The organism is Novosphingobium sp., assembly GCF_027489515.1.
Classification (GTDB): Bacteria; Pseudomonadota; Alphaproteobacteria; order Sphingomonadales; family Sphingomonadaceae; genus Novosphingobium.
The window spans coordinates 24,470-43,864 of record NZ_JAIXZS010000010.1; the positions used below are offsets into that span (position 1 = coordinate 24,470).

At 65.3% G+C, this 19,395-nt stretch carries 18 protein-coding genes; 7 read left to right on the forward strand and 11 right to left on the reverse strand.

The annotated features are described in order from the left end of the window. Nucleotides 1–31: 31 nt before the first annotated feature. The 4 genes from Q0082_RS00740 to Q0082_RS00755 all read right to left on the reverse strand — a co-directional run bounded on the left by Q0082_RS00740 (nucleotide 32) and on the right by Q0082_RS00755 (nucleotide 2,691). Nucleotides 32–565 (reverse strand): DUF4402 domain-containing protein, encoded by a 534-nt coding sequence (locus Q0082_RS00740; RefSeq protein WP_298188768.1) that lies wholly within the window; start codon nucleotides 563–565, stop codon nucleotides 32–34. A 71-nt stretch (nucleotides 566–636) separates the two neighbouring features. Next, nucleotides 637–1,134, reverse strand: a complete 498-nt coding sequence (locus Q0082_RS00745) for a DUF4402 domain-containing protein (protein ID WP_298188770.1) — start codon at nucleotides 1,132–1,134, stop codon at nucleotides 637–639. Between the two features lie 452 nt (nucleotides 1,135–1,586). Continuing rightward, nucleotides 1,587–2,105 carry a DUF4402 domain-containing protein gene (locus Q0082_RS00750; protein ID WP_298188774.1) on the reverse strand — a complete coding sequence of 173 codons (519 nt, stop codon included), beginning with the start codon at nucleotides 2,103–2,105 and terminating at the stop codon, nucleotides 1,587–1,589. Between the two features lie 76 nt (nucleotides 2,106–2,181). Next, nucleotides 2,182–2,691: a DUF4402 domain-containing protein gene (locus tag Q0082_RS00755; protein WP_298188776.1), complete on the reverse strand. Its 510-nt coding sequence runs from the start codon at nucleotides 2,689–2,691 to the stop codon at nucleotides 2,182–2,184. Here Q0082_RS00755 and Q0082_RS00760 point away from each other — a divergent pair. Then, nucleotides 2,678–2,995, forward strand: a complete 318-nt coding sequence (locus Q0082_RS00760; protein WP_298188778.1) for a hypothetical protein — start codon at nucleotides 2,678–2,680, stop codon at nucleotides 2,993–2,995. The genes Q0082_RS00755 and Q0082_RS00760 overlap by 14 nt on opposite strands. Nucleotides 2,996–3,052: 57 nt before the next feature. Here Q0082_RS00760 and Q0082_RS00765 read toward each other — a convergent pair whose 3' ends face one another. The 7 genes from Q0082_RS00765 to Q0082_RS00795 form a co-directional block, all read right to left on the reverse strand. Beyond that, nucleotides 3,053–3,550: a DUF4402 domain-containing protein gene (locus tag Q0082_RS00765; RefSeq protein WP_298188780.1), complete on the reverse strand. Its 498-nt coding sequence runs from the start codon at nucleotides 3,548–3,550 to the stop codon at nucleotides 3,053–3,055. Nucleotides 3,551–3,726: 176 nt separating this feature from the next. After that, a complete protein-coding gene (locus tag Q0082_RS00770) occupies nucleotides 3,727–4,290 on the reverse strand; it encodes a DUF4402 domain-containing protein (RefSeq protein WP_298188782.1) in 564 nt (187 codons plus the stop codon). Beyond that, nucleotides 4,287–4,811, reverse strand: a complete 525-nt coding sequence (locus Q0082_RS00775) for a DUF4402 domain-containing protein (protein ID WP_298188784.1) — start codon at nucleotides 4,809–4,811, stop codon at nucleotides 4,287–4,289. Before Q0082_RS00775 ends, Q0082_RS00770 begins: the two co-directional genes overlap by 4 nt. A gap of 173 nt (nucleotides 4,812–4,984) precedes the next feature. Further along, nucleotides 4,985–10,120: a hypothetical protein gene (locus tag Q0082_RS00780; protein ID WP_298188786.1), complete on the reverse strand. Its 5,136-nt coding sequence runs from the start codon at nucleotides 10,118–10,120 to the stop codon at nucleotides 4,985–4,987. A gap of 120 nt (nucleotides 10,121–10,240) precedes the next feature. Further along, nucleotides 10,241–11,311, reverse strand: coding sequence for an isopeptide-forming domain-containing fimbrial protein (locus Q0082_RS00785; protein ID WP_298188788.1), 1,071 nt, complete (start codon nucleotides 11,309–11,311; stop codon nucleotides 10,241–10,243). A 74-nt stretch (nucleotides 11,312–11,385) separates the two neighbouring features. Beyond that, on the reverse strand, nucleotides 11,386–11,877 hold the full coding sequence (locus Q0082_RS00790; RefSeq protein WP_298188790.1) for a hypothetical protein: 492 nt from the start codon (nucleotides 11,875–11,877) through the stop codon (nucleotides 11,386–11,388). A gap of 19 nt (nucleotides 11,878–11,896) precedes the next feature. Then, a complete protein-coding gene (locus Q0082_RS00795; protein ID WP_298188792.1) occupies nucleotides 11,897–12,898 on the reverse strand; it encodes a hypothetical protein in 1,002 nt (333 codons plus the stop codon). Between the two features lie 428 nt (nucleotides 12,899–13,326). Between Q0082_RS00795 and Q0082_RS00800 the strand changes: the two genes are divergently transcribed. From Q0082_RS00800 to frr, 6 genes are all read left to right on the forward strand, one after another. Next, nucleotides 13,327–14,076 (forward strand): phosphatidylserine decarboxylase, encoded by a 750-nt coding sequence (locus Q0082_RS00800; RefSeq protein WP_298188794.1) that lies wholly within the window; start codon nucleotides 13,327–13,329, stop codon nucleotides 14,074–14,076. Next, a complete protein-coding gene (locus Q0082_RS00805; RefSeq protein ID WP_298188796.1) occupies nucleotides 14,073–14,927 on the forward strand; it encodes a phosphatidylcholine/phosphatidylserine synthase in 855 nt (284 codons plus the stop codon). The genes Q0082_RS00800 and Q0082_RS00805 overlap by 4 nt, the downstream gene beginning before the upstream one ends. A gap of 1,111 nt (nucleotides 14,928–16,038) precedes the next feature. After that, on the forward strand, nucleotides 16,039–16,806 hold the full coding sequence (rpsB, locus tag Q0082_RS00810) for a 30S ribosomal protein S2 (RefSeq protein ID WP_298188798.1): 768 nt from the start codon (nucleotides 16,039–16,041) through the stop codon (nucleotides 16,804–16,806). Between the two features lie 136 nt (nucleotides 16,807–16,942). Beyond that, entirely contained in the window at nucleotides 16,943–17,869 is a 927-nt protein-coding gene (tsf, locus tag Q0082_RS00815) for a translation elongation factor Ts (protein WP_298188801.1), read from the forward strand. 156 nt (nucleotides 17,870–18,025) lie between these two features. After that, nucleotides 18,026–18,751, forward strand: coding sequence for a UMP kinase (pyrH, locus tag Q0082_RS00820; protein ID WP_298188803.1), 726 nt, complete (start codon nucleotides 18,026–18,028; stop codon nucleotides 18,749–18,751). A gap of 17 nt (nucleotides 18,752–18,768) precedes the next feature. Continuing rightward, complete coding sequence (frr, locus tag Q0082_RS00825) at nucleotides 18,769–19,326, forward strand: ribosome recycling factor (protein WP_298188805.1); 558 nt, start codon at nucleotides 18,769–18,771, stop codon at nucleotides 19,324–19,326. Nucleotides 19,327–19,395 lie beyond the last annotated feature (69 nt).

A 19,395-nucleotide genomic window follows, 5' to 3' on the forward strand; every position in this document is an offset into this window, starting at 1 on the left:
GGGGAATCCCTGATTCGCTGGCAATCGCGGACTACTGATAAGTCACAGTTACGGCATAAGTGCCGGTGTAGGTGCCGGTGGTCTGATTGGCCCCGACATTGAGCGTGGCGCCGACGGAAAGCGCGAAAGTGCGCGTCGGGCTGAACACAGCGCCAGGAGCCCAGTTGCTGCGGAAGGCGCTCAGCCGCATGTTGCGCGAGCCCTGGCGCAGAATGGCGACCGTGGGCAAATCGATGCTGAACGCGCGGCCCGCATCGCCCACCACGGCAAAGGTTCCGGGGCCGCGCGGAACGGTTTGCGCAATGGCCGTGCTGGTGAGGACGCCGCCCGTCGCGGTGATCGCGCCGGCGGGCGACATGACGACCGTGCCGGCTGCGGTCGGCCGGGTCAGCTGCCCGAAAGACAGCGGATCGATCGGCGCGATCTGGAGCGGCGTGAGGATGACCGCCTGCGCCGCGCCGCTCACGGTGGAGCTGCTCGGGGCTGCGAACGCAGTTCCGGCAAGGGCTGCCATGGCACAGGCCATGACCGCCATTCCGGACAGGAATCGCGTGGGCGAAGACATCGGGGGTTTCCGAGAAAGGGAGTGCACAGGCCGGGGCCGCCACTGCAGGCGACCCCGGCTGTTGAGTGCGATCAGTTGTAGGTGACGGTCGCCGAGTAGGTGCCGGTGTAGGCGCCAGCGGCTTCGGTGCCGGCGAGGGTCAGCTGGCCACCGACCGAGAAGGTGGCAGTGCCGCCGCTGCTCAGCGTGCCGGTCGCGGCCGAGGGCGAGGTGGTGAAGCTGATCGAGGTCGTGCCGTCGGTGACGGTGCCCGCGCCGGTGCTGATCGAGAACGAACGGCTGGCATCGCCCGTCACGCTGAACGCGTCGGCCGAGTTGGTTGAACCGGGCACGAAAGCGACATCGCCGCCGACCGAGCCCACGCCTGCCGCCGAAACGGTGACCGAACCACCGGTGCCGGTGGTGAAGCGGCCGAAGCCGAGCGCGGCGCCCGAGGTGTGGGTAAGCACGATGGGCTCGACGATGGTGGCGGTGGCGCTGCCCGAGGCAGTCGAGGTGTTGCCCGAAGCGGCGAAGGCAGGCGAGGCCGAAGCGAGGACGATGGCCGAAGCGAGAATGATCTTCTTCACGTGTATGCTCCCGAGATGTGGTTGTGGCGCCTCCCCCCTGGGCTGCGACACGACCGCGAACCTGAAGTACTGCGAACTCGGACTGAATCGTCGTTGCTCGGTACGTGGAGTTACGTATTCGGGGCGAGTTAATGGGTAGTTATTCTGATTTTTACTTCAATTATGTCCCAAAATGAGAAAATAAATGACTTAGTAAATTCTGTTTATTCGTAATTAACCATACAAGTACCGGACCCAATGCAAATATTCGTGCTTAGTCATGCACGGTTTTGCCGGTCTGCCGGCGCTGGAATCGGCCTCTAGATGGCGGAAAAAATTGAGAAAAATTTTTTGCCGTCAGCATTTTTTCCTCGGGAAGGCCGCGGATAGGCCGTCCGGGGCGGAGCAGGGCGCGCAAAAAAGCCCGCAGCCGGGTCGGCGCGGGCGGGGGAAAGCGGCGCGGAGGCGCGCGGTCAGTTGTAGGAGGCGGTGATCTGGTACGTGCCGGAATAGGTGCCTACCGGCTGTGCGCCGCCAACGGTCAACGTGCCGCCCACCGCGATATCGAGCGTGCCCACGGGCGAGCCGGTGAGCGCACCGACAGTGAACAGGGTGATGATCATCGACGCGCCGCTGCGGTTCACCGTTGCCGCGAGCGGCAGGGTCACGAAGAACTGGCGGCCAGGCTCGCCGCTCACGCGGAACTTGCCGGCCTGGGGTCCGGCGCTGCCTTGGGCGATCGCCGTGTTGCCCACCATGCCGCCGCCGGTCGAGACCACGCCTGCCGTGCTCACGGTCACTGTGCCCGTCGCGGTCGGCTGGGCCATCACGCCAAAGCTCAGGGGCGCTGTGGCTACGATGCTGATCGGGGTGATGATCGTGGCGCTGGCCGTTCCGGTCATCGTCGCCGAACCGCCGGGCGCCGCCAGTGCCGGGAGCGGCAAAGCGAGCACCGCCAGTGCGGTCAGCAAGGAGCGAAAGCGGAGGGTCATGGTCAGGCCTTGACGGGGCAGGGGCGGGCGAGAGCCCGGCTGCAGCCCTGGGGACGGCAGCCGGGCAGTCCCGGGCTCAGTTGTAGGTAACGGTCGCGGAGTAGGTGCCCGTGTAGGACCCGGCAGGCGCCGTACCGGTCACGGTCAGCGTGCCGCCGACGGTGAAGCTGGCGGTGCCCGTGGTGCTGAGCGAGGCGGTCGCGGCCGACGCGGTGGTGGTGAACGCCAGGTTCGTCGCGCCCGAGGTCACGTTGCCGCCGGTCGTCGTGATCGAGAACGAGCGGCTGGCATCGCCGGCAACGGTGAACTGGTCGGCCGAGTTGGTCGAGCCGGGCACGAAGGTCACGTCGCTGCCGACCGAGCCGACGCCTGCGGCGGTGACAGTCACGCTGCCGCCGGTGCCGGTGGTGAAGCGGCCGAAGTTGAGGCTGGCAGCCGCCGGGTGGGTCAGCACGATCGGCGCGACGATGGTCGCGGTCGCGGTGCCGGTGGCGGTCGACTGGTTGCCCGAGCCGGCGAAGGCGGGGGTAGCCATCGCAAGAACGCCCACGGTGGCAAGGGTGGATGCGAGAATGGTCTTCTTCACGTCGTGTGCTCCTGAATGCTGTTTCGCCCCGCAACGTCCCGGTCTTGGAGCTGGTAAACGCCGTTTCATCGCAGCCCCGCTTTCCGGTGCTTCGATAGGTAAAAGTCCTAAGGAGATATGGTTAACAAAGCGTTTGCCTCTGGAAACGATTTGCAAACAATCTGTCGGCCTGACTCGATTTCAGAAGCCGGATTTCCGTTACATGATACTGAAATCATGTGAATTTCTGTGCAGGCTTCGCCGCCGCTCAAAAGCAATCCAGGCGGTCACGCCGGAGCGTGCCGCCTGGTTATTTTTCTATTGATCCGTTAACCATCCACGCGCGTCGTCCGCATCCCGCGAACGGTGTTCTGGCGCGAACTCAGTTGTAGGCCACTGTCGCCGAATACGTGCCGCTATAGGCTCCGGTCGGTGCCGTGCCGGTCACCGTCAGGGTGCCGCCAACCGTGAAGCTGCCCGTGCCCGTGGCGCTCAGCGTGCCTGTCGCGGCGGAAGGTGCGGTGGTGAAGGCGAGGTTCGTTGCGCCGGACGTCACGTTGCCGCCGGTCGTTGCGATCGAGTAGGAACGATTCGCATCGCCTGCCACCGTGAAGCTGTCTGCGGCCGTGGTCGAGCCCGGAATGAACGTGACGTCGCTGCCAACCGAACCGCTGCCGCTGGCGGTCACCGTCACGGTGCCGCCGGTGCCGCGGGTAAAGCGGCCGAAATTGAGGCTGGCGCTCGCGGGGTGGGTCAGCACGATCGGTGCGACGATGGTCGCGGTCGCCGTGCCCGTGGCGGTCGACTGGTTGCCCGATCCGGCAAAGGCCGGGCTTGCCGTGGCAAGCGCGATAAGCGCTGCGGGAATAGACTTGTTCACCGGTTAAACTCCTGGTCCCATTCTGCCCCGGATCGCACATGCGGCGGGGCTTGAGGGGCCGGGCATCCCCGGCGTCCTCATACGTACAGTTCCTAAGTAAGTATGGTTAATGAAAGGTAAGCGCCGCGAGAAGGGGCGCGCGGACGTGTGCGCGCTGCAATCAGCTGCCCTCGCAATCAGCTATAAGTGACCATGATCGTCAGCGTGGCGCGATAGTGCGCCGGTGCCGTGCCGGCGGGCACATTGAGCCGCCCGCCGACGGCGATGCGATCCTCGCCCTTGTTGTCCAACTGACCCATGCTGGTCACACTGCCGGCATGGCTATCAAGATGCAGGCTCAGCGCATCGATCAAAAGGGCTGGGGCACTTCCGCCGCCCATCAGCGTGCCAGTCGCGGTGATTACAGCGGGCGCGCTGACGGTGTAGCTGCGGCCGGCCTCCCCGCTCACAAGAAAGCGGGCAGGTGCGATGCCGGCGCAGGCGCCCCCGCCGGCGCAGGCCGGTCCTGCACCGCCGGCATATGTTGCACCGCCCTCGGCGCCGACGGTCACGGTTCCGCTCGCGGTCTGCGAGGAGGTGAGCGAACCGAAATCGAGGTCGCCCAGCGACACGGCGATGATCGGCGAAACAATCACGGCCTGCGCCTGGCCAAGTGCGGTGGAGCTCTGGCCGGTCGCGCCGAGCGCAGGGGTTGCCGCGGCTGCAGCCAAAGCAGCAAGGCCGAGGCGGACAGGCCTCACAGCTCAGCCAGCACGGTGACGACGATGGGGAGCGGAATGGCAAGGTCTGCCCCGCCCGAGGTACGGGCAACCTGCAAGGTTCCACCGACACGGAAGGTGCGGCTGCAGATCCGGCGCTGACAGCCGAGGAGCGTGAACTGCGCGGTCTGGCCCGGCAACAGGGTGCCAAGTCCCGGCAGATCGGTATCGAAGCGCGCGATGGTGCCCGTCACGCCGCCGCTGACCTGGCTTGCCGTCCCCGGCACCAAGACGGAAACGAGCAGCGAATAGTTCACGTTGGCATTGTTACCGCGATCGTAGGTGATGGTAAATTGTGCAGGTCCGGGCGCGGCGCCGGTAAGTGGAATGATCGCAGAACCTGTAACCGAACCGGTTGCGGAAACGGTACGTGTTCCGGTCGTATCGGTGAAGAATGTGCCGAAGCGCAGCGCCTGGTCTGCGTTGACTGTCACCGATGGCGCGGCGGCGAGGGCGGGGCCGGCCAAACCTGCAAGGACCGCGCCCAGCGCAGCCGCCGCCATCTGGCGGATCGTTCTGTCCGGGCAAGCAGTGCGAACGCGGTACAAACGGACCATCCCTGCGCAAGTGGCGGAGCGAGGCTATGGTTGATAAACTCTGCCCCGGGCAGCGGCAATACGCGGGAGGGCGCAGTCCCCGGTTGGAACATGCTAACTCTGAAGGTTAACGGCTGGGCCTAGCGGCCAAGTCCGAGGAAGCCGAGGCTACCCGAGTCGAACTTCACGCGCATCGTCGCGAACACGCCCTTGGTGGTATTGCGTGCAGCGGCAAAATCGCGGTCGCGGAAGCCGGTCAGGTTGTAGCCGATCACCACCATAACATTGTCCGCCGGCACGATGCCGATCTGCGGGCCGAGGGCGTAGGACGTTGTTCCATCGGAGAGGCTGCGGCGCACGGTTGCGCTGCCGCCCACTTCGATGCGCTTGCCAATGCCGATGCGCGCATCGAGCCCGCCGAGCACGGTCGTGCCGGCCAGATCAAAGCCTTGATACCGATCGAGATTGTGCCGAGCGGCAACGAACACGCCGATCTCTGTGCGCTGGACCATCTGCCCATCGACCCGGCCGTTCGGTGCCCAATCGCCCGAGAAGCTGGCCACGATCCGGCGAGAGCGGGCATTGCCGTCGACCGTCAGCGCAGTGCCGTCCGTTGCCGCGCCGGTACCCGTGCCCGTCGCCGCTGTTACCCCGGAAATGCGATCGCTGCGGAATTCGAGCTTGCTGAGGAAAGCGAAGGCCGAAGTGGCCGGGCGGTGGGCGATCGAGATCGCCGCGCTGCCCACTTCGCTTTCCGCGCCGCTCACGTCGCGCATCGTCGACCAGGTCACCGCCCCGCCGACAACGCTGCCTTCGCCCATCTGCCGGATCATGCCGAAAGTGACACCCTTGCGCTTTGCCAGTTCGCCATCGCGAAGCTCTGCGCGCGCGGTCGCGCTCCAGCGGCCCGAACGCCAGGTCGCGCCAAGCGTATAGGCGGTGAAGTCTTCGGCAATCGTGGTCTGGCTGCTTGCGCCGACCACGGCGGTGCCGCCATTGGTGGCAAGCGCGCTCTTGCCGCCGATCACCTTGTTGCCATCGATGGTGGCATCGAGCGTCAGCGCCTTGCTGACAGGCAGCGACTGCGCAAGGCCATAGGAGGCAAAGGCGCGTTTGCCCTGCTCTGCGATGGCCTGCTGTTCGCCGGTCGCGGCAAGACCCTTGGTGCTTTGCTGGCCAATCACCGTAGCGATCTTCGCACCGGTCCACGGCTGCACCTCGAGCCCGCCGCGCAGCGTGCGCGTCTCGCCCTGGCCGCCGTTGCCGATCTCATAATCGCTGATGAGGCGCACGTCGGGCGTGATCGCATAGCGCAGGCCCAGCCGGTAGCGCGGCGCCTGATACGAGGTCGCATCGCGGCTGCCGATCGAGACCGAGCCGGCGGCGCTCAGCTCCAGCTTGTTGTCGAACAGACGCTTGGTGCTGCCAGCCTCGATCAGGGTGGTGCTGCCGCCCGTGGCGCCGGTTGGGCCGGCTGCCGCGCCCTCTGCCAGTGTTTCGCTGTAGCGCGCCACGCCGAGGCGCATTTCAGTGCCAGCGGAATTCCACGTCGTGCCGAGCTGGATCGCGCTGCGCCGCGATCCATCGATCAGCGACTGGTCGCGCCACGCGGTCAGGCTCACCAGCCACTTCTGGCTGAGGCGATAGCGGGTATCGAGGCCGATCTTGCGGCGGCCGAGTTCGCCGATGCTCACCTGGCCGACGCCGAAATTGGCATCAAGCGAGCGGATATACGCGAGCACATCGAGCCGCGCGTCATGGCGCTCGGCCTCGATGAGCCAGGCCGCCTTGGTGCCGTTGCCCGCCGGGCTGCCGCCAGTCGCGCGGCTCAGCGCGGCTTCGGCGCGCACTTCGGTCTTGGTGCCGATAAAGACCTTGGCATCGACCGCGCCGAGATTGGTGCGCGTGACCGCCGCGCCAGCATTTGCCGAAGCATCGCTGATCGCCGTCGCGCCGAGGCGGACCTTTTCGGACTTGTTGCGCCATTCCGTACGCGCGCCCGCATTCCACGCGCCGCCGTTCAGCGTGTCGATTTCATAGTCGACCACGATCTGCTGCGGGTTGAGGTTCGCATCGCGGCTCAGCACCGGCTGCTTGAAGGTGATCGTGCCGGCGAGGAGATCGATATCGTAATCGAGGAAGCGCGTCAGCACCTGGCTGGAGACGACGACTTCCGACCGGAAGCGGTCGCGCACCTCGATTGTCACCGTCTCGCTGTTGGGCACGATCGCGCGGCTGGAGAGGCGATAGGGTCCGCTGATGCCGCCGCCGGGGATCTGATCGCGACGGTGCGTGGTGGCGACCTTGGCGGCATAGGCCTCACCGCGCAGCTTGCCCGCGCGGGCTTCGGCCTTCACGCCGGTCATCGTGCGCTGATAGCGGCCGAGCTGGGTGTGATCGAAGCCGGTGTCGAAATCGCCGAACAGCGCGCGTACCTTGGCGCTTTCGATGCGCACATAGAGCTTGTTCACGCTGGCGGCATCGAACCGGCGGTCCGAGCCGTCGGCGAAGACGGTGTAGTAGGCCTTGGGATCGAGCCCGCCGAGCAGGCGCTGTTCGGCGCGCTGCTTGGCGCTGTCATAGGCGACGGTGGTGAGCCATTTGCCCTTGATCCGGCCCTTGGCATAGAATGCGACGCGGGCGTGGTCGCCGAGATCGCTATCGAACCTGCCGGTGCGCTGCATGTGATCGGCAACGGTCTTCGCGCCCACCGCGCCTTCGGCGAGGCCAACAAGCGTCCACTTCGCCTCGCCGGGGATGACCCAGGCTTCGAGGACCTGCTGGCGCTTTACTTCGCGGTCGGCGAACTGGAAGGTGAGGTCAAGGCTTCCGCTGACCATGGTGGGCGCAAGCTCGATCAGCGCCACACCGTCGTCGCCCTTGACGATCCATGTCGGCGCCGCGCGGTCGAGGCCCGAAAGCACACGGCTCTGCATAGCATCGAGCGCGGCGGCGCTCTCGTAGGGCGCGGAAAGTGCGATCGGGCCGGAAATGCCGGCGTGAACCGGGCGGCCGGTGCGATCGAGCACGCGCACGGCAACTACGGGCCGCGTCGCGCCATCAGCGACAAGGTGCGTGCGTTCGGGCACGAGTTCGACGCGGGCGGGGGTGGCGCCGAAGTGCACGGTGCGGGTCAGCGTCTGCACCACGGCGCCGCCGGCATCGCGGATCTCGGCATCGAAGCGGGTATCTTCACCGGGCAGGGGCAAGCCGCGCCAAACGCTCACGGCAAAGCCCTCAGGGGAGCTCTGGGCGCCGTCGAAGGCGAGCTTGTCGACCGGCTTGCCGTCGATTTTCAGCGAAACGGTCTGCCCCTTGCGGTGGCGGATCACCACGCGGGTGGTGGGCGCACGCGGGTTGTAGTCGGCAGTGGGGAAGAGGAATTCGTTGGGGCCATCACCCTTGGCGATCCAGTTGGTATCGCCGCCCGCAGCAGTGCGGTCGCTATCGTTGGCAGGCTTGGCCGCTTCGGCTGCGGCCGCTGCAGCGGCCAGCGTCTCGGCGGGTACGGTGGCGGCGAAGTTGGCAACGACCAGGCTGCCGCCCTGGCCGATCACGAAGCGGCTTGAGGCGCTGCCGGCGCTGCGTGTCGAGCGCGTGCAATCGACGAACTTGCCGCCCTTTGGCAGAGTAACCGCTTGTGCTTCAACGACATGCGTACCGGGCATCAGCCCTTCGAAGTGGTAGCGGCCTTCCGCATCGGTGACGGCAAAGCTGCCGTCCTCGAGCACGAGGCGCACCCCACCGATCCCCGGGCGGGGGGCGGTGCGCGTGTTGGGGACGTCGCAGCTGCCCAGCGTGATGCGGCCGATCAGGGTCATGGTCGCGGCCAGATTGTCGCGCTCGATGCGCACCGAGGAACTAGCCGTTGCGGTTAATCCACGCGCGTCAACAGCATCAATACGGTTAAGCGCGTTGCCGGCGGACGCTTCGGGCCGCACCGTCATCGCATACGTCACGGTGCGGGTTGCCCCCGGCAGGATCGTGCCGATGGCAATTGTCATGGTGCGGCCATCGGGAGCAATCGTCACCGTGTCTTTCGGGGCCTTGGCGCCGTCGATGCGGATCGAGTTCGCGCGCAGGCGCAGGCTGGCTGACGGCGTGTCGCTCAGCACGACGCCGCGCTTTGCCCGTCCCGGGTCGGTGTTGCGCACCGTCACTGTGTAGAACACCGCATCGCCCGGCTGGGCGACCTGACGCGAAGCGACCTTGCTCAGGCTGACCGACACCGGTGGCCGGTCGACCGGAATGTCGACGCGAACCGGAGAGGGGCTCGAAAGTGCCAGACTTTCACCATAGGATGCCGGCATTATAACCAGATCGCCCCCATCGGGGCGAGTCAAGCCAACGAAGTTCTTGGGCGTGAGCGCAGATGGCGCCGTATAGGGATCGGGCGGGACAACAACGAGCCGGTACGTGCCGAGCGGGGCCAGCGGAAAGCGGTACTCGCCTTCCGGCATTTGCCAGGTGCGCCCGGCGCCATCCGTGATCACCGAGCCGGTGACAATGGTCGAAGGCCAGGTCGTCACGCCGTCATCGGCGAAGACGCGTGCGGGCTGACCGGTCGCGACATCGATCAACGTGACTCGCGCGCCATTGATCGGTGCGGCATCTTCGCTATCAAAAACAAGACCATAGGGGTCTGCCAGCACGTCGACGTCGGTCTTGATGACCGAGCCGTCACCGCTCGCGCCCTTGTAGCTGACGGTAACCTTGTCGCCGCCCGAGACGCTCAGGCGGCAATCGCCGTTGCGCGGCGTCGGCGGGATGGCGCTGGTCGGGATGGCACCATAGAACACGCCGGTATCGGCGGCCGTTTCGGTGACGGTGACCCGTTCGCTGTCGCCGCTCGCCGAGGTGATCGTGACCTCGACGCTATCGATCTTGCCGGCATCCAGCCCAGCGCGTCCCAGCACAAGGCGGAAGACGACCGGCTGGCCTACGGTGATGCTCGAAATGGTCGCCGGTTCGCTCGGATCTGCGCCTTTCGGATCGATTTTGGCGCCCGGCAGGGCTGCTCCGCCGCAAAAGCCGGCGTTGATGGCCAGCGTCTCGCTGCCATTGGGCAGGGGCAGCACGAAAATCTTCGTATCTTCGCGCAGGACATCGAAGATGACCACGTTGGAATCGGCAGTCAGTTCGGCTTCGCCCTGGTTCCAGTGTGCGTGGGCGGTGTTGGTGATGGTGTTCGCCGCGGCGGGAACGCTGGTCGCGACAAGCAGCGCTGCGAAGAGCAGCGCGGCAGTCGCCCAGATCCTGTTCCACATTGCCCGCATGGCGTTTTTTCTTTGTTTTCAAGACAAAAGTTGGGTGGGGCGGCGGCATACCCCCGGGTCTGCCGCCGCCTGACCATCCAAAGTCCTCGATTGTTTGAGAGGTGCCTTCCTGGGGCCTGCTCAATTAATCGTGGCTTGGAAGACCACCGTCTTGGTTTCGCCCGCGGCCACCGAAGCCAGCGTGCCGCTGACCGTGTTGGACGCCATCGTGCCCGTGCCGGTCGTGTCGGTGGCGCACGTCGCCACACCGCTGACGATCGTCGCCGTGCCGTTGGTCTTGACGCCGAAGCTGGAGTCGTAGGTGAGGTTCGCCGGAATGGGGTCGTTCACGGTAACCGAGGTTGCCGTGGCGCTGCCCGAGCCGTTGCTGATTGCGATGCAGTACTGGATCGTCGCGCCCGGGATCATCTTGGGGTTCGTCGAACCGTTGATCGGGTCGCTGATGATGCGCGAGGACTTGATCGCGCTCAGCGTCGCGGCCGAGACGGTGTAGTCATCGCGGGCCGAGAAGGCTGCGTCGCGCGCCGAATCGGTCGCGCCTGCGCCATCGGCGAAGACGGTGTCCATACCCGCGGTGTTGGCGCCCGAGGTCTGGACCAGCGCCGCACCCTGGCTACCCACACCACCGGCTTCGCGGCCGGTCGCGGTCAGCACAACGGCAGCCACGGCGCCATTGGCCTGGGCCAGCGGCACATCGGACACGACGAGGACCTGGACCGAGGCATCGGCTGCGACTTCGTCGAGGTAAGTGACCGCCGTATCGGTGCCCGATTCGAAGGTGCCGTTGTTGTTCACGTCGCGGAAGATGCGCACATTGGTCACATCGAACGTGTCCGTGTTCGAGTGCGCGCCAGCGCCGCCAACCTGCTGGGCAGCGGCGAGTGCCAGATCGAGCGGGGCGTTCGAGGTGTTGACCACCGTGAAGGCCGTCACCTGGTTGACCGCGCCCGGCGTTACCGTCGTGGTGGTCGTGCCGACTTCGGCGACGGTGAGCTGGACGCGACGGTCGACCGTCAGCGTGTCGGATGCGGTCGTGCCGGTCTGCGCGATGCTGTTGACGGTGAAGCTCACCGACACCGTGTTGGTGATCGTCGAGCCGGCGGTGGTACCGGCCGCGTGGGCCGGATTGGCGCCGAGAACGGCAAGGGCGCAAACGCCCGCCGCACCCAGCAGTTTGCTGCGATACGTCATTTTCTTATGCTCCACTGGGTTGCCTGCGAATATTCTGGTCGCTCACAGGCATGGCGACCCCCCGTTTCGCCATTTCAGCGAACGATTCCATGGTATTGGACCTCACCCGAAGCGCCCGGAGCGATCGAGGGGATGGTCCAGCGAACGTGCGTTATATCGGCTGCGGTGGCCGCGCGCTCACCGCCCTCGGCAGCTTCGACCTTGAGTGAGCCGAGCTGGCCCCAGGTCTTGCCGCCATCGACGGAGACTTCGGTCCCCGGCGCGGCGTCGCTCGAAAGCGTGACGGCCGAAGGCAGCGGATTGGTGACGACGAAATTGGTCACCGCCTGCGTGCCTTCGTTGCGATAGCGCGTGGTGAACAGCAGGTGGTCGCCCGGAATGACGACCTTGGGCTCAACGAGCTGGACCTTGCTGACGCCGTTCTCGGACACGGTCTTTTCGAGCATGACATCGCCCTTGAGCGAGACCGGAGAGGGCGCCGACTGGGCTGCCGCGAGGGCCGGACCGGCCATGGCGACCATAGCCGCCGCACCTGCGAGAGACTTGACGAGGAATGAAAGCTTCATGGTTGGTCTTCCTGGCTAATCAATTGATCTTCACGGAGAAAGCGACGGTACGAGTGGTGCCGCCGGTGATCTTGCCCAGCGCCACATCGATCCCGCCGGTGCCACCTGTGCCGGCGTCCCCATCGGCACCATCGGTCAGCGCCGCGGCATCGAGCTTGAGTGAGCCCGGCACGTAGGTGGTTCCCTCGGGGATCGTGTCGGTCACGTGCAGGCCGTCGAGCGATCCGCTTCCGGTCACTTTGGCGGCGAGCGAGTAGGTGACCACCGCTCCGGGGACCGGCTTTGCCGTGCCAAAGGGATCGGCGATCGTCGCCGACTTGGTGAGCGTGATGTTGGCAAGGCTGGCGATCAGGGCGGCCAGCGAGTTTGCCGAAGCCGTTGTAAGCCCGACGACCGCATCGCCGCCGCCTTCACCCCGTCCGGCAAAGCTGGTGCCAGGCGTTCCGGTGCCGGTCTGTGCGGTGGCGGTCAGGCGGACCTGGCTGGTCTGTGTGTCGGTTGCTCCTGCGGGGAGATTGACGAGAACAAAGACCTTGACGCTCTTGTCCGGCCCCAGAACCGGCGTCGCGAGGGCGCCGGACGTGAGGACGGTGTCGACGCCGGGATCATAGATGCCGTTGTTGTTGCTATCGAGGACGACCGACTTGATCGTGCCATCGAACGCGTTGCCCGAGATCTTGGGGTCGGCGGCCAGGTTGAACGCTTCTGGGCCGTTGCCGCTGTTGGTGACCGAGTAGACGAGGACGGCGGGTTCGCTGTTCGCGGTCGCAGGTGCGGTGCTCAGCGTCGCGACAGCGACATCGAGCAACTCGTCGACTTTCACCGTGACCTTGTTCGACGTGACCGTGCCAGTGCCGGCGCCGGTCTGGTACGTCGCGGTTGCGGTGTTCTCGATCAGCGTGCCCGCGAGCACGCCGGTGGCATGCGCGGTACCCGCGAACGGAGCGGTGAGAGAGAGGGCGAAAATCGAGCATCCAGCGATGCTCGCGGCCCGGCGAAGGGGTGTGTTGTACGTATTCATACGTGGGCCTTTCCACCGGGCGTGGTTAACATCCCGTAAGAACGACGCGGCGGTGGGACGTGTCAGGAGGCCATCGGCGGCTCATGACTTTCGTCAGCACATTAACCAACGATCGTTGTAAGGCCCACTCAGGAGATCACGCAAAATATTGAAAATAAGGTATAAAAAACCGATCGAGAAATCGGCGGACCGTCAAACGTTACCGAACGCGGACCTAGGGAAACTACCGGGCACCCCTTCGAATATTTTTAATTCTGGTCCGAAACGGTTACGAAACAGGCCGTTTCAGGGTGAACTTTACGATCCTCGGCAGCAACCGCTTACCGGACGCGCGGCGAGGACGAAGAGTCGGCGTGCGAGCTACTCCCGATGCGGGTCGTTCCTGCTGGGTGCTTGTCCGCAAGCCCGCTGGGGCCTAGAGGGACAGGATGCCGGGAGAAATTCTAGACAATCGTGGGCGCGGTACGGCCGGGTTCACCTGGCCTGCCATTCATCCGGAGGGGCGCAAGTTCGGCGCAATCGCCGGTGCGATCTGCATCGCGGGCGCCTTGCTGGGGGGATCGCTGCTGGGCTGGCCATTGGCTGTGCTGACGCTGGGCGTACTGGCTTTCTTTCGCGATCCCGAACGTGTGACACCGCGCGACGACAGCGTGATCGTCGCACCGGCGGACGGGCTTGTGACCCTGATCTGCACGGTTGCCCCCCCGCGCGAGATGACCGCGGATGACGGTAGCGGTCAGCCCGCATTGGCTGACGGCCCTGTGACGCGCGTCTCGATCTTCATGTCGGTGTTCGACGTGCACGTGAACCGCGCCCCGATCGGCGGGACGATCCGCCGCGTCGTCTATATTCCGGGCAAATTCCTCAATGCTGATCTCGACAAGGCGAGCGAGGAGAACGAGCGCCAGCATTTCGTGGTCGAACGCGGCGATGGGGTACGTATCGGCTTTACCCAGATCGCCGGACTTGTGGCGCGGCGCATCGTGCCCTTCGTCAAGGCGGGAGACATTGTCGCGTGCGGGCAGCGTGTCGGCCTGATCCGCTTCGGCAGCCGTGTCGATGTCTATCTTCCTGCCGGGACCGAGCCGCGCGTGCTGATCGGCCAGCGGATTGTTGCCGGCGAGACGGTGCTTGCCGTGCTCGGCCAGACTCCGATGATCGAGGGCGTGCGCCAATGAGCGAGGTGTCCCCGCCGGGCAAACGCGGCGCGGCACGTGACGAGGCTGGCAATGTGTTTTCAGGTGAGGACTTCGGCCGCCGCCGTCTCCCGCGCGGGCTGACCCTGCGCGCGCTCGTACCCAATGCGATCACCTCGGCAGCGCTGTGCAGTGGGCTCACCGGCATCCGATTCGCGATCGGCGGGGATTTTCATTCGGCGGTGCTGGCGGTCATGCTGGCTGGACTGCTTGACGGGATCGATGGCCGCGTCGCGCGGCTGATGAAAGCGCAGTCGCGCTTCGGGGCCGAACTCGACAGCCTGTCCGATGCGATCGCCTTCGGTGTCGGTCCGGCGCTGATCCTCTATCTCTGGTCGCTAAGCGCGGCGCCCCGGTTCGGCTGGTTCGCGGCGCTGGCGCTGGCGGTGTGCTGCGCCCTGCGGCTCGCACGCTTCAACGCGTCGATCGATTTGCCCGGCCAGCCGCACAAATCCGCCGGGTTCATGACTGGCGTGCCTGCACCCGTGGGCGCGGGCCTTGCCTTCCTGCCGCTCTACCTGTGGTTTGCCAGTGGGCTTGATCAGCTGCGCGCGCCCTATGTCGTGGGTCCTTGGGCGCTGCTGATCGCGTTCCTGATGATCTCTAACCTGCCGACCCTGGGCTGGGGCGCTCTGCGTCCGCGCCGCGCCATCCGGCTCGAAGTGATTGCGCTCGCCGGTATGCTCACCGTGGCGCTGCTGACCGAGCCATGGCTCACGCTTGTCGGAATATGCGCGATCTATCTTGCCCTGATGCCGGTGGGCGTGTGGCGCTATCGAAGGATCAGGCTGCAGCGCGCCAGCGCCGGCCAGTCGAAACCGGAACAGGCCTGACTAGGCGTACTGGCGCCCGGCGAGGCCGCTGGGGAACACGCAGCGCGGCTGGAGCCGTGGTTGCGGTGATCTGCACCAGGAATTCCCGATCAGCTGCGAGCGCGCGCGAATCTGCCAGAAGGCGCCGGACCGCAGGAAGCTGCGCCCGCGCGGTGACAGCGATGGCCGCAAAGGCCACGCAGCCAGCGCCGGCCATCACGAGCGAGGCGAGGAGGGAGACCATGGACATGGAAACGCTGCCTTTCGAACCGTGGGCAACCGCTTGACAGGCGGTGGATACCCTGTGGATAAAGTAGGGAGAGAATCGGATGTTCCAAGTCTGTCCCGTTGATGGATTCAATGTTCTATTTTTGTTCCATCCCGTCAAGCCGATTCGGTACGGGGCATCACATTTTTCAGCAATGGATAGCAGGGCTCGTTGCCGCGGCAGTCGCGTGAGCGCTCATTCGGCCCGAATCTGCACGCGGTTACATTCTGATTGCCGTGCGGGACTGCCGTGTAGCGGTCCCCGCGCGCGGGGGGCGCGGGGACCGCAGCGGCGGTCTGGGAGGGCGCCGGGTCGAGGCGCGACCGCCAAGGCCGCCTGGGTGTGCGGCCGGCATGGCCGCGTGGGTGTGCGGCCAATCTCAGAAAATCAGGCAATCAAGCGAAACTACGTCGGCTAGCCGAAGGTAACGGCAGGGGCATTCCCGGCAGGGAGCCGGTTGGCACTCCGCAAGATCCGCTTGCTGGAGTTGTAAGCCAGAGAAGCCGCGATTGATCCAACACGATCTGAAATCGTGGGACAATTTCGCGACTGGCGGTTTTGCCCGTCGCAACAATTTATGCCAGTGTCCATTTACTTTGACAAGTAGTATTCACTACGTATTGGACAGCTGTCGGGGCTAATTGACACCACGGTGGCGTGATCGCAGCCTGTATCGTCCGCACTTGGCTGTAGACGCAGGGCCCCCGCGGCGCTAACGGCGCCAACGCTACGTCATGATTCGGACACGGTGTCTGCATCGGGCGCGGCAATCCACATGGAATGCGCACATACCGGTGCCGCACTGGGGTTTCTCCCGATATGCGGTTCCTGCATTCCAGAGGCTTAACCGGAAAGGAATGACCTATGGCGGCTCCCGTCGTCACCATGCAGCAATTGATCGAGGCCGGCGCGCACTTCGGCCACCAGACCCACCGCTGGAACCCGCGGATGAAGCCGTACATCTTCGGCGCCCGCAACGGCATCCACATCCTCGACCTCTCGCAGACCGTGCCGCTTTTCGCCCGCGCGCTCGAGTTCGTGTCCGCGACTGTCCAGGGTGGCGGCAAGGTCCTGTTCGTCGGCACCAAGCGCCAGGCGCAGGAGCCGATCGCACAGGCCGCGCGCGCTTCGGGCCAGCACTATGTCAACCACCGCTGGCTGGGCGGCATGCTCACCAACTGGAAGACGATCTCGGGCTCTATCAAGCGCTTCAAGGCGCTTGAAGAGCAGCTCTCGGGCGACACCACCGGCCTCACCAAGAAGGAAGTGCTCCAGCTCACCCGCGAGCGCGACAAGTTCGAGCTGTCGCTCGGCGGCATCCGCGATATGGGCGGTATTCCCGACGTGATGTTCGTGATCGACGCCAACAAGGAAGAGCTGGCGATCAAGGAGGCCAACGTGCTCGGCATTCCGGTCGTCGCCATCCTCGATTCGAACGTCTCGCCCGATGGCATCGCGTTCCCGGTTCCGGCGAACGACGACGCCAGCCGCGCCATCCGCCTCTACTGCGAAGCCATCGCCGCTGCGGCCACCCGCGGCGGTCGCGATGCCGCGATCGCTTCGGGCGCGGACCTCGGTGCGATGGACGAGCCGCTTCCCGAAGAGGCAGCGGCCGAAGCGGCCGACGTCTGATCTTGTCGGTTCATGGTGACGGTGCCGTGATGGCGCCGTCACCGAACTGACCCGGATACCCCCTACGGGCCGCGCCGGGTAGTTTTGACCGGGCTGCGGCCTCACCCATATTCACGAGACAAGAAGGATCACCGCAATGGCCTATACCGCCGCTGACGTGAAGAACCTGCGCGAGCGCACTGGCGCGGGCATGATGGATTGCAAGAAGGCGCTGGATGAGACCGGTGGCGATTTTGAAGCCGCGGTCGACGCGCTGCGTGCCAAGGGTCTTGCTGCCGTTGCCAAGAAGTCGAGCCGCACCGCCGCAGAAGGCCTCGTCGGCGTTGCCGTTGCTGGCACCCGGGGCGTGGCCGTCGAGGTGAACTCGGAAACCGATTTTGTCGCCAAGAACGAGCAGTTCCAGGACTTCGTGCGCAAGACCACCGAAGTCGCACTCGGACTTTCGGCCGATGACGTCGAGGCGCTCAAGGCGGCTGCCTATCCCGATGGCGGCACCGTTGCCGACAAGCTGACCAACAACGTCGCGACCATCGGTGAGAACCAGCAGGTCCGCCGCATGAAGACCGTCTCGGTCTCGTCGGGTCTCGTCGTGCCTTACATGCACAACGCCGCTGCACCGGCGCTTGGCAAGATCGGCGTGCTCGTTGCGCTGGAATCGGAAGCTGGTGCCGATGTGCTCGAACCGCTCGGCAAGCAGATCGCGATGCATATCGCCGCTGCCTTCCCGCTGGCGCTGAAGGCTGAGGATCTCGATCCCGAGACCATCGCGCGCGAGCGCAAGATCGCGGCGGAGAAGGCGGCTGAAAGCGGCAAGCCCGCCGAAGTGCAGGCCAAGATGGTCGATGGCGCGATCGCCAAGTATGCCAAGGACAACGCACTGCTTTCGCAGCTCTTCGTCATGGACAACAAGACCCCGGTCTCGCAGGTCGTCGAGGCTGCCGGCAAGGCCGCCGGCGCCAAGATCACGCTGACCGACTACGTCCGCTTCCAGCTCGGTGAAGGCATCGAGAAGGAAGCCACCGACTTTGCCGCCGAAGTGGCGGCAGCTGCCGGCATCAAATAAGTTCACTGCGTCGGCGGTGTCTCCCGGTCCCACCGGGAGCGCCGCCGGGCACTGCGGGCATGTGCGGGTATACAAACCTGTGCCCCTTGCCCTTGGCACGCGCCGCCCCGTGCGTATAAGGGCGGCGCTTCCATTTCTGACGAGTTCTCCCGGACGATGAGCCTTCCCCCCCTCAAGCGCGTGCTCCTCAAGCTTTCGGGCGAAGTGCTGATGGGGAGCCAGCCCTTTGGCATCGACACCGATTTCGTCGCCCAGATGGCCGAGGAACTGAAAGCGGCGCGCGATACCGGGCTTGAGTTGTGCCTCGTGATCGGCGGCGGCAACATCTTCCGCGGCATGGCAGGCGCGGCCAAGGGGATGGACCGCGCGCAGGCCGATTACATGGGCATGCTCGCCACGATCATGAACGCGCTGGCGATGCAGAGTGCGCTGGAAAAGATCGGCGTCGAGACCCGCGTGCAGTCCGCGATCCAGATGGACGAAGTGTGCGAGCCGGTGATCCGCCGCCGCGCCGAGCGCCACCTCCAGAAGGGCCGCGTGGTGATCTTCGCCGCGGGCGTCGGCGCGCCCTATTTCACCACCGATTCGGGCGCGGCGCTGCGCGCTGCCGAGATGAAGTGCGATGCCCTGCTCAAGGGTACCAGCGTCGACGGCGTCTACGATGATGATCCGAAGAAGAACGCTGCGGCAAAGCGTTATGAAACAGTAGATTATGACAAGGTTCTTGCGGATAACCTGAAGGTTATGGACGCCTCCGCGGTTGCTCTTTGCCGTGATAACGCCATCCCGATCGTGGTGTTCTCGATCCGCGAGCGCGGCAATCTCGCCCGCGTTCTGGCTGGGCAGGGGACTCAGACAATCGTCAGCAAAACAAGTGCTTAGAGAAGGAAGTTAAGGTCATGGCCAAGTATGACAAGGCCGATCTCGAACGCCGCATGAAGGGCGCCGTGGAATCGCTGAGAAGCGATCTCTCGGGCCTGCGCACCGGCCGTGCGAACACCGCGCTGCTCGATCCGATCACGGTCACCGTCTATGGCGCGAACACGCCGCTCAACCAGGTGGCGACGGTCTCGGCGCCCGAGCCGCGCATGCTGACAGTGCAGGTATGGGACAAGTCGAACATCGGCCCCGTCGAGAAGGCGATCCGCTCGGCTGGCCTCGGACTTAATCCGATCAATGATGGCAACACGCTGCGCCTGCCGATCCCCGATCTCACCGAGGATCGCCGCAAGGAACTCGCCAAGCTCGCCTCGGGCTACTCCGAAAAGGCGAAGATCGCGATCCGCAACGTGCGCCGCGATGGCATGGATGCGCTTAAGGCCGATGAGAACAAGAAGGAGATATCGGAGGACGAGCGCAAGCGGCTCGAGACCGAGCTCCAGAAGCTGACCGACGAGCAGATCAAGGCCGCCGACGAGGTCACCGCCCAGAAGGAAAAGGAAATCCTGGGCAAGTGAACGCGGCCCCGGCGCCTCGATCCGAAACGGCAGCTGCGGGCCAGCAGGGCGGCGGCTACACAGGCCCTG

What these genes read in the sequence shown, in the direction of transcription:
- Q0082_RS00740 (WP_298188768.1), bottom strand. Translation starts at nt 565, where the DNA reads ATGTCTTCGCCCACGCGATTCCTGTCCGGAATGGCGGTCATGGCCTGT.
- Q0082_RS00750 (WP_298188774.1), bottom strand. Translation starts at nt 2,105, where the DNA reads ATGACCCTCCGCTTTCGCTCCTTGCTGACCGCACTGGCGGTGCTCGCT.
- Q0082_RS00760 (WP_298188778.1), top strand. Translation starts at nt 2,678, where the DNA reads ATGGTCTTCTTCACGTCGTGTGCTCCTGAATGCTGTTTCGCCCCGCAA.
- Q0082_RS00775 (WP_298188784.1), bottom strand. Translation starts at nt 4,811, where the DNA reads ATGGCGGCGGCTGCGCTGGGCGCGGTCCTTGCAGGTTTGGCCGGCCCC.
- Q0082_RS00780 (WP_298188786.1), bottom strand. Translation starts at nt 10,120, where the DNA reads ATGCGGGCAATGTGGAACAGGATCTGGGCGACTGCCGCGCTGCTCTTC.
- Q0082_RS00785 (WP_298188788.1), bottom strand. Translation starts at nt 11,311, where the DNA reads ATGACGTATCGCAGCAAACTGCTGGGTGCGGCGGGCGTTTGCGCCCTT.
- Q0082_RS00790 (WP_298188790.1), bottom strand. Translation starts at nt 11,877, where the DNA reads ATGAAGCTTTCATTCCTCGTCAAGTCTCTCGCAGGTGCGGCGGCTATG.
- Q0082_RS00795 (WP_298188792.1), bottom strand. Translation starts at nt 12,898, where the DNA reads ATGAATACGTACAACACACCCCTTCGCCGGGCCGCGAGCATCGCTGGA.
- Q0082_RS00800 (WP_298188794.1), top strand. Translation starts at nt 13,327, where the DNA reads ATGCCGGGAGAAATTCTAGACAATCGTGGGCGCGGTACGGCCGGGTTC.
- Q0082_RS00805 (WP_298188796.1), top strand. Translation starts at nt 14,073, where the DNA reads ATGAGCGAGGTGTCCCCGCCGGGCAAACGCGGCGCGGCACGTGACGAG.
- rpsB (WP_298188798.1), top strand. Translation starts at nt 16,039, where the DNA reads ATGGCGGCTCCCGTCGTCACCATGCAGCAATTGATCGAGGCCGGCGCG.
- tsf (WP_298188801.1), top strand. Translation starts at nt 16,943, where the DNA reads ATGGCCTATACCGCCGCTGACGTGAAGAACCTGCGCGAGCGCACTGGC.
- pyrH (WP_298188803.1), top strand. Translation starts at nt 18,026, where the DNA reads ATGAGCCTTCCCCCCCTCAAGCGCGTGCTCCTCAAGCTTTCGGGCGAA.
- frr (WP_298188805.1), top strand. Translation starts at nt 18,769, where the DNA reads ATGGCCAAGTATGACAAGGCCGATCTCGAACGCCGCATGAAGGGCGCC.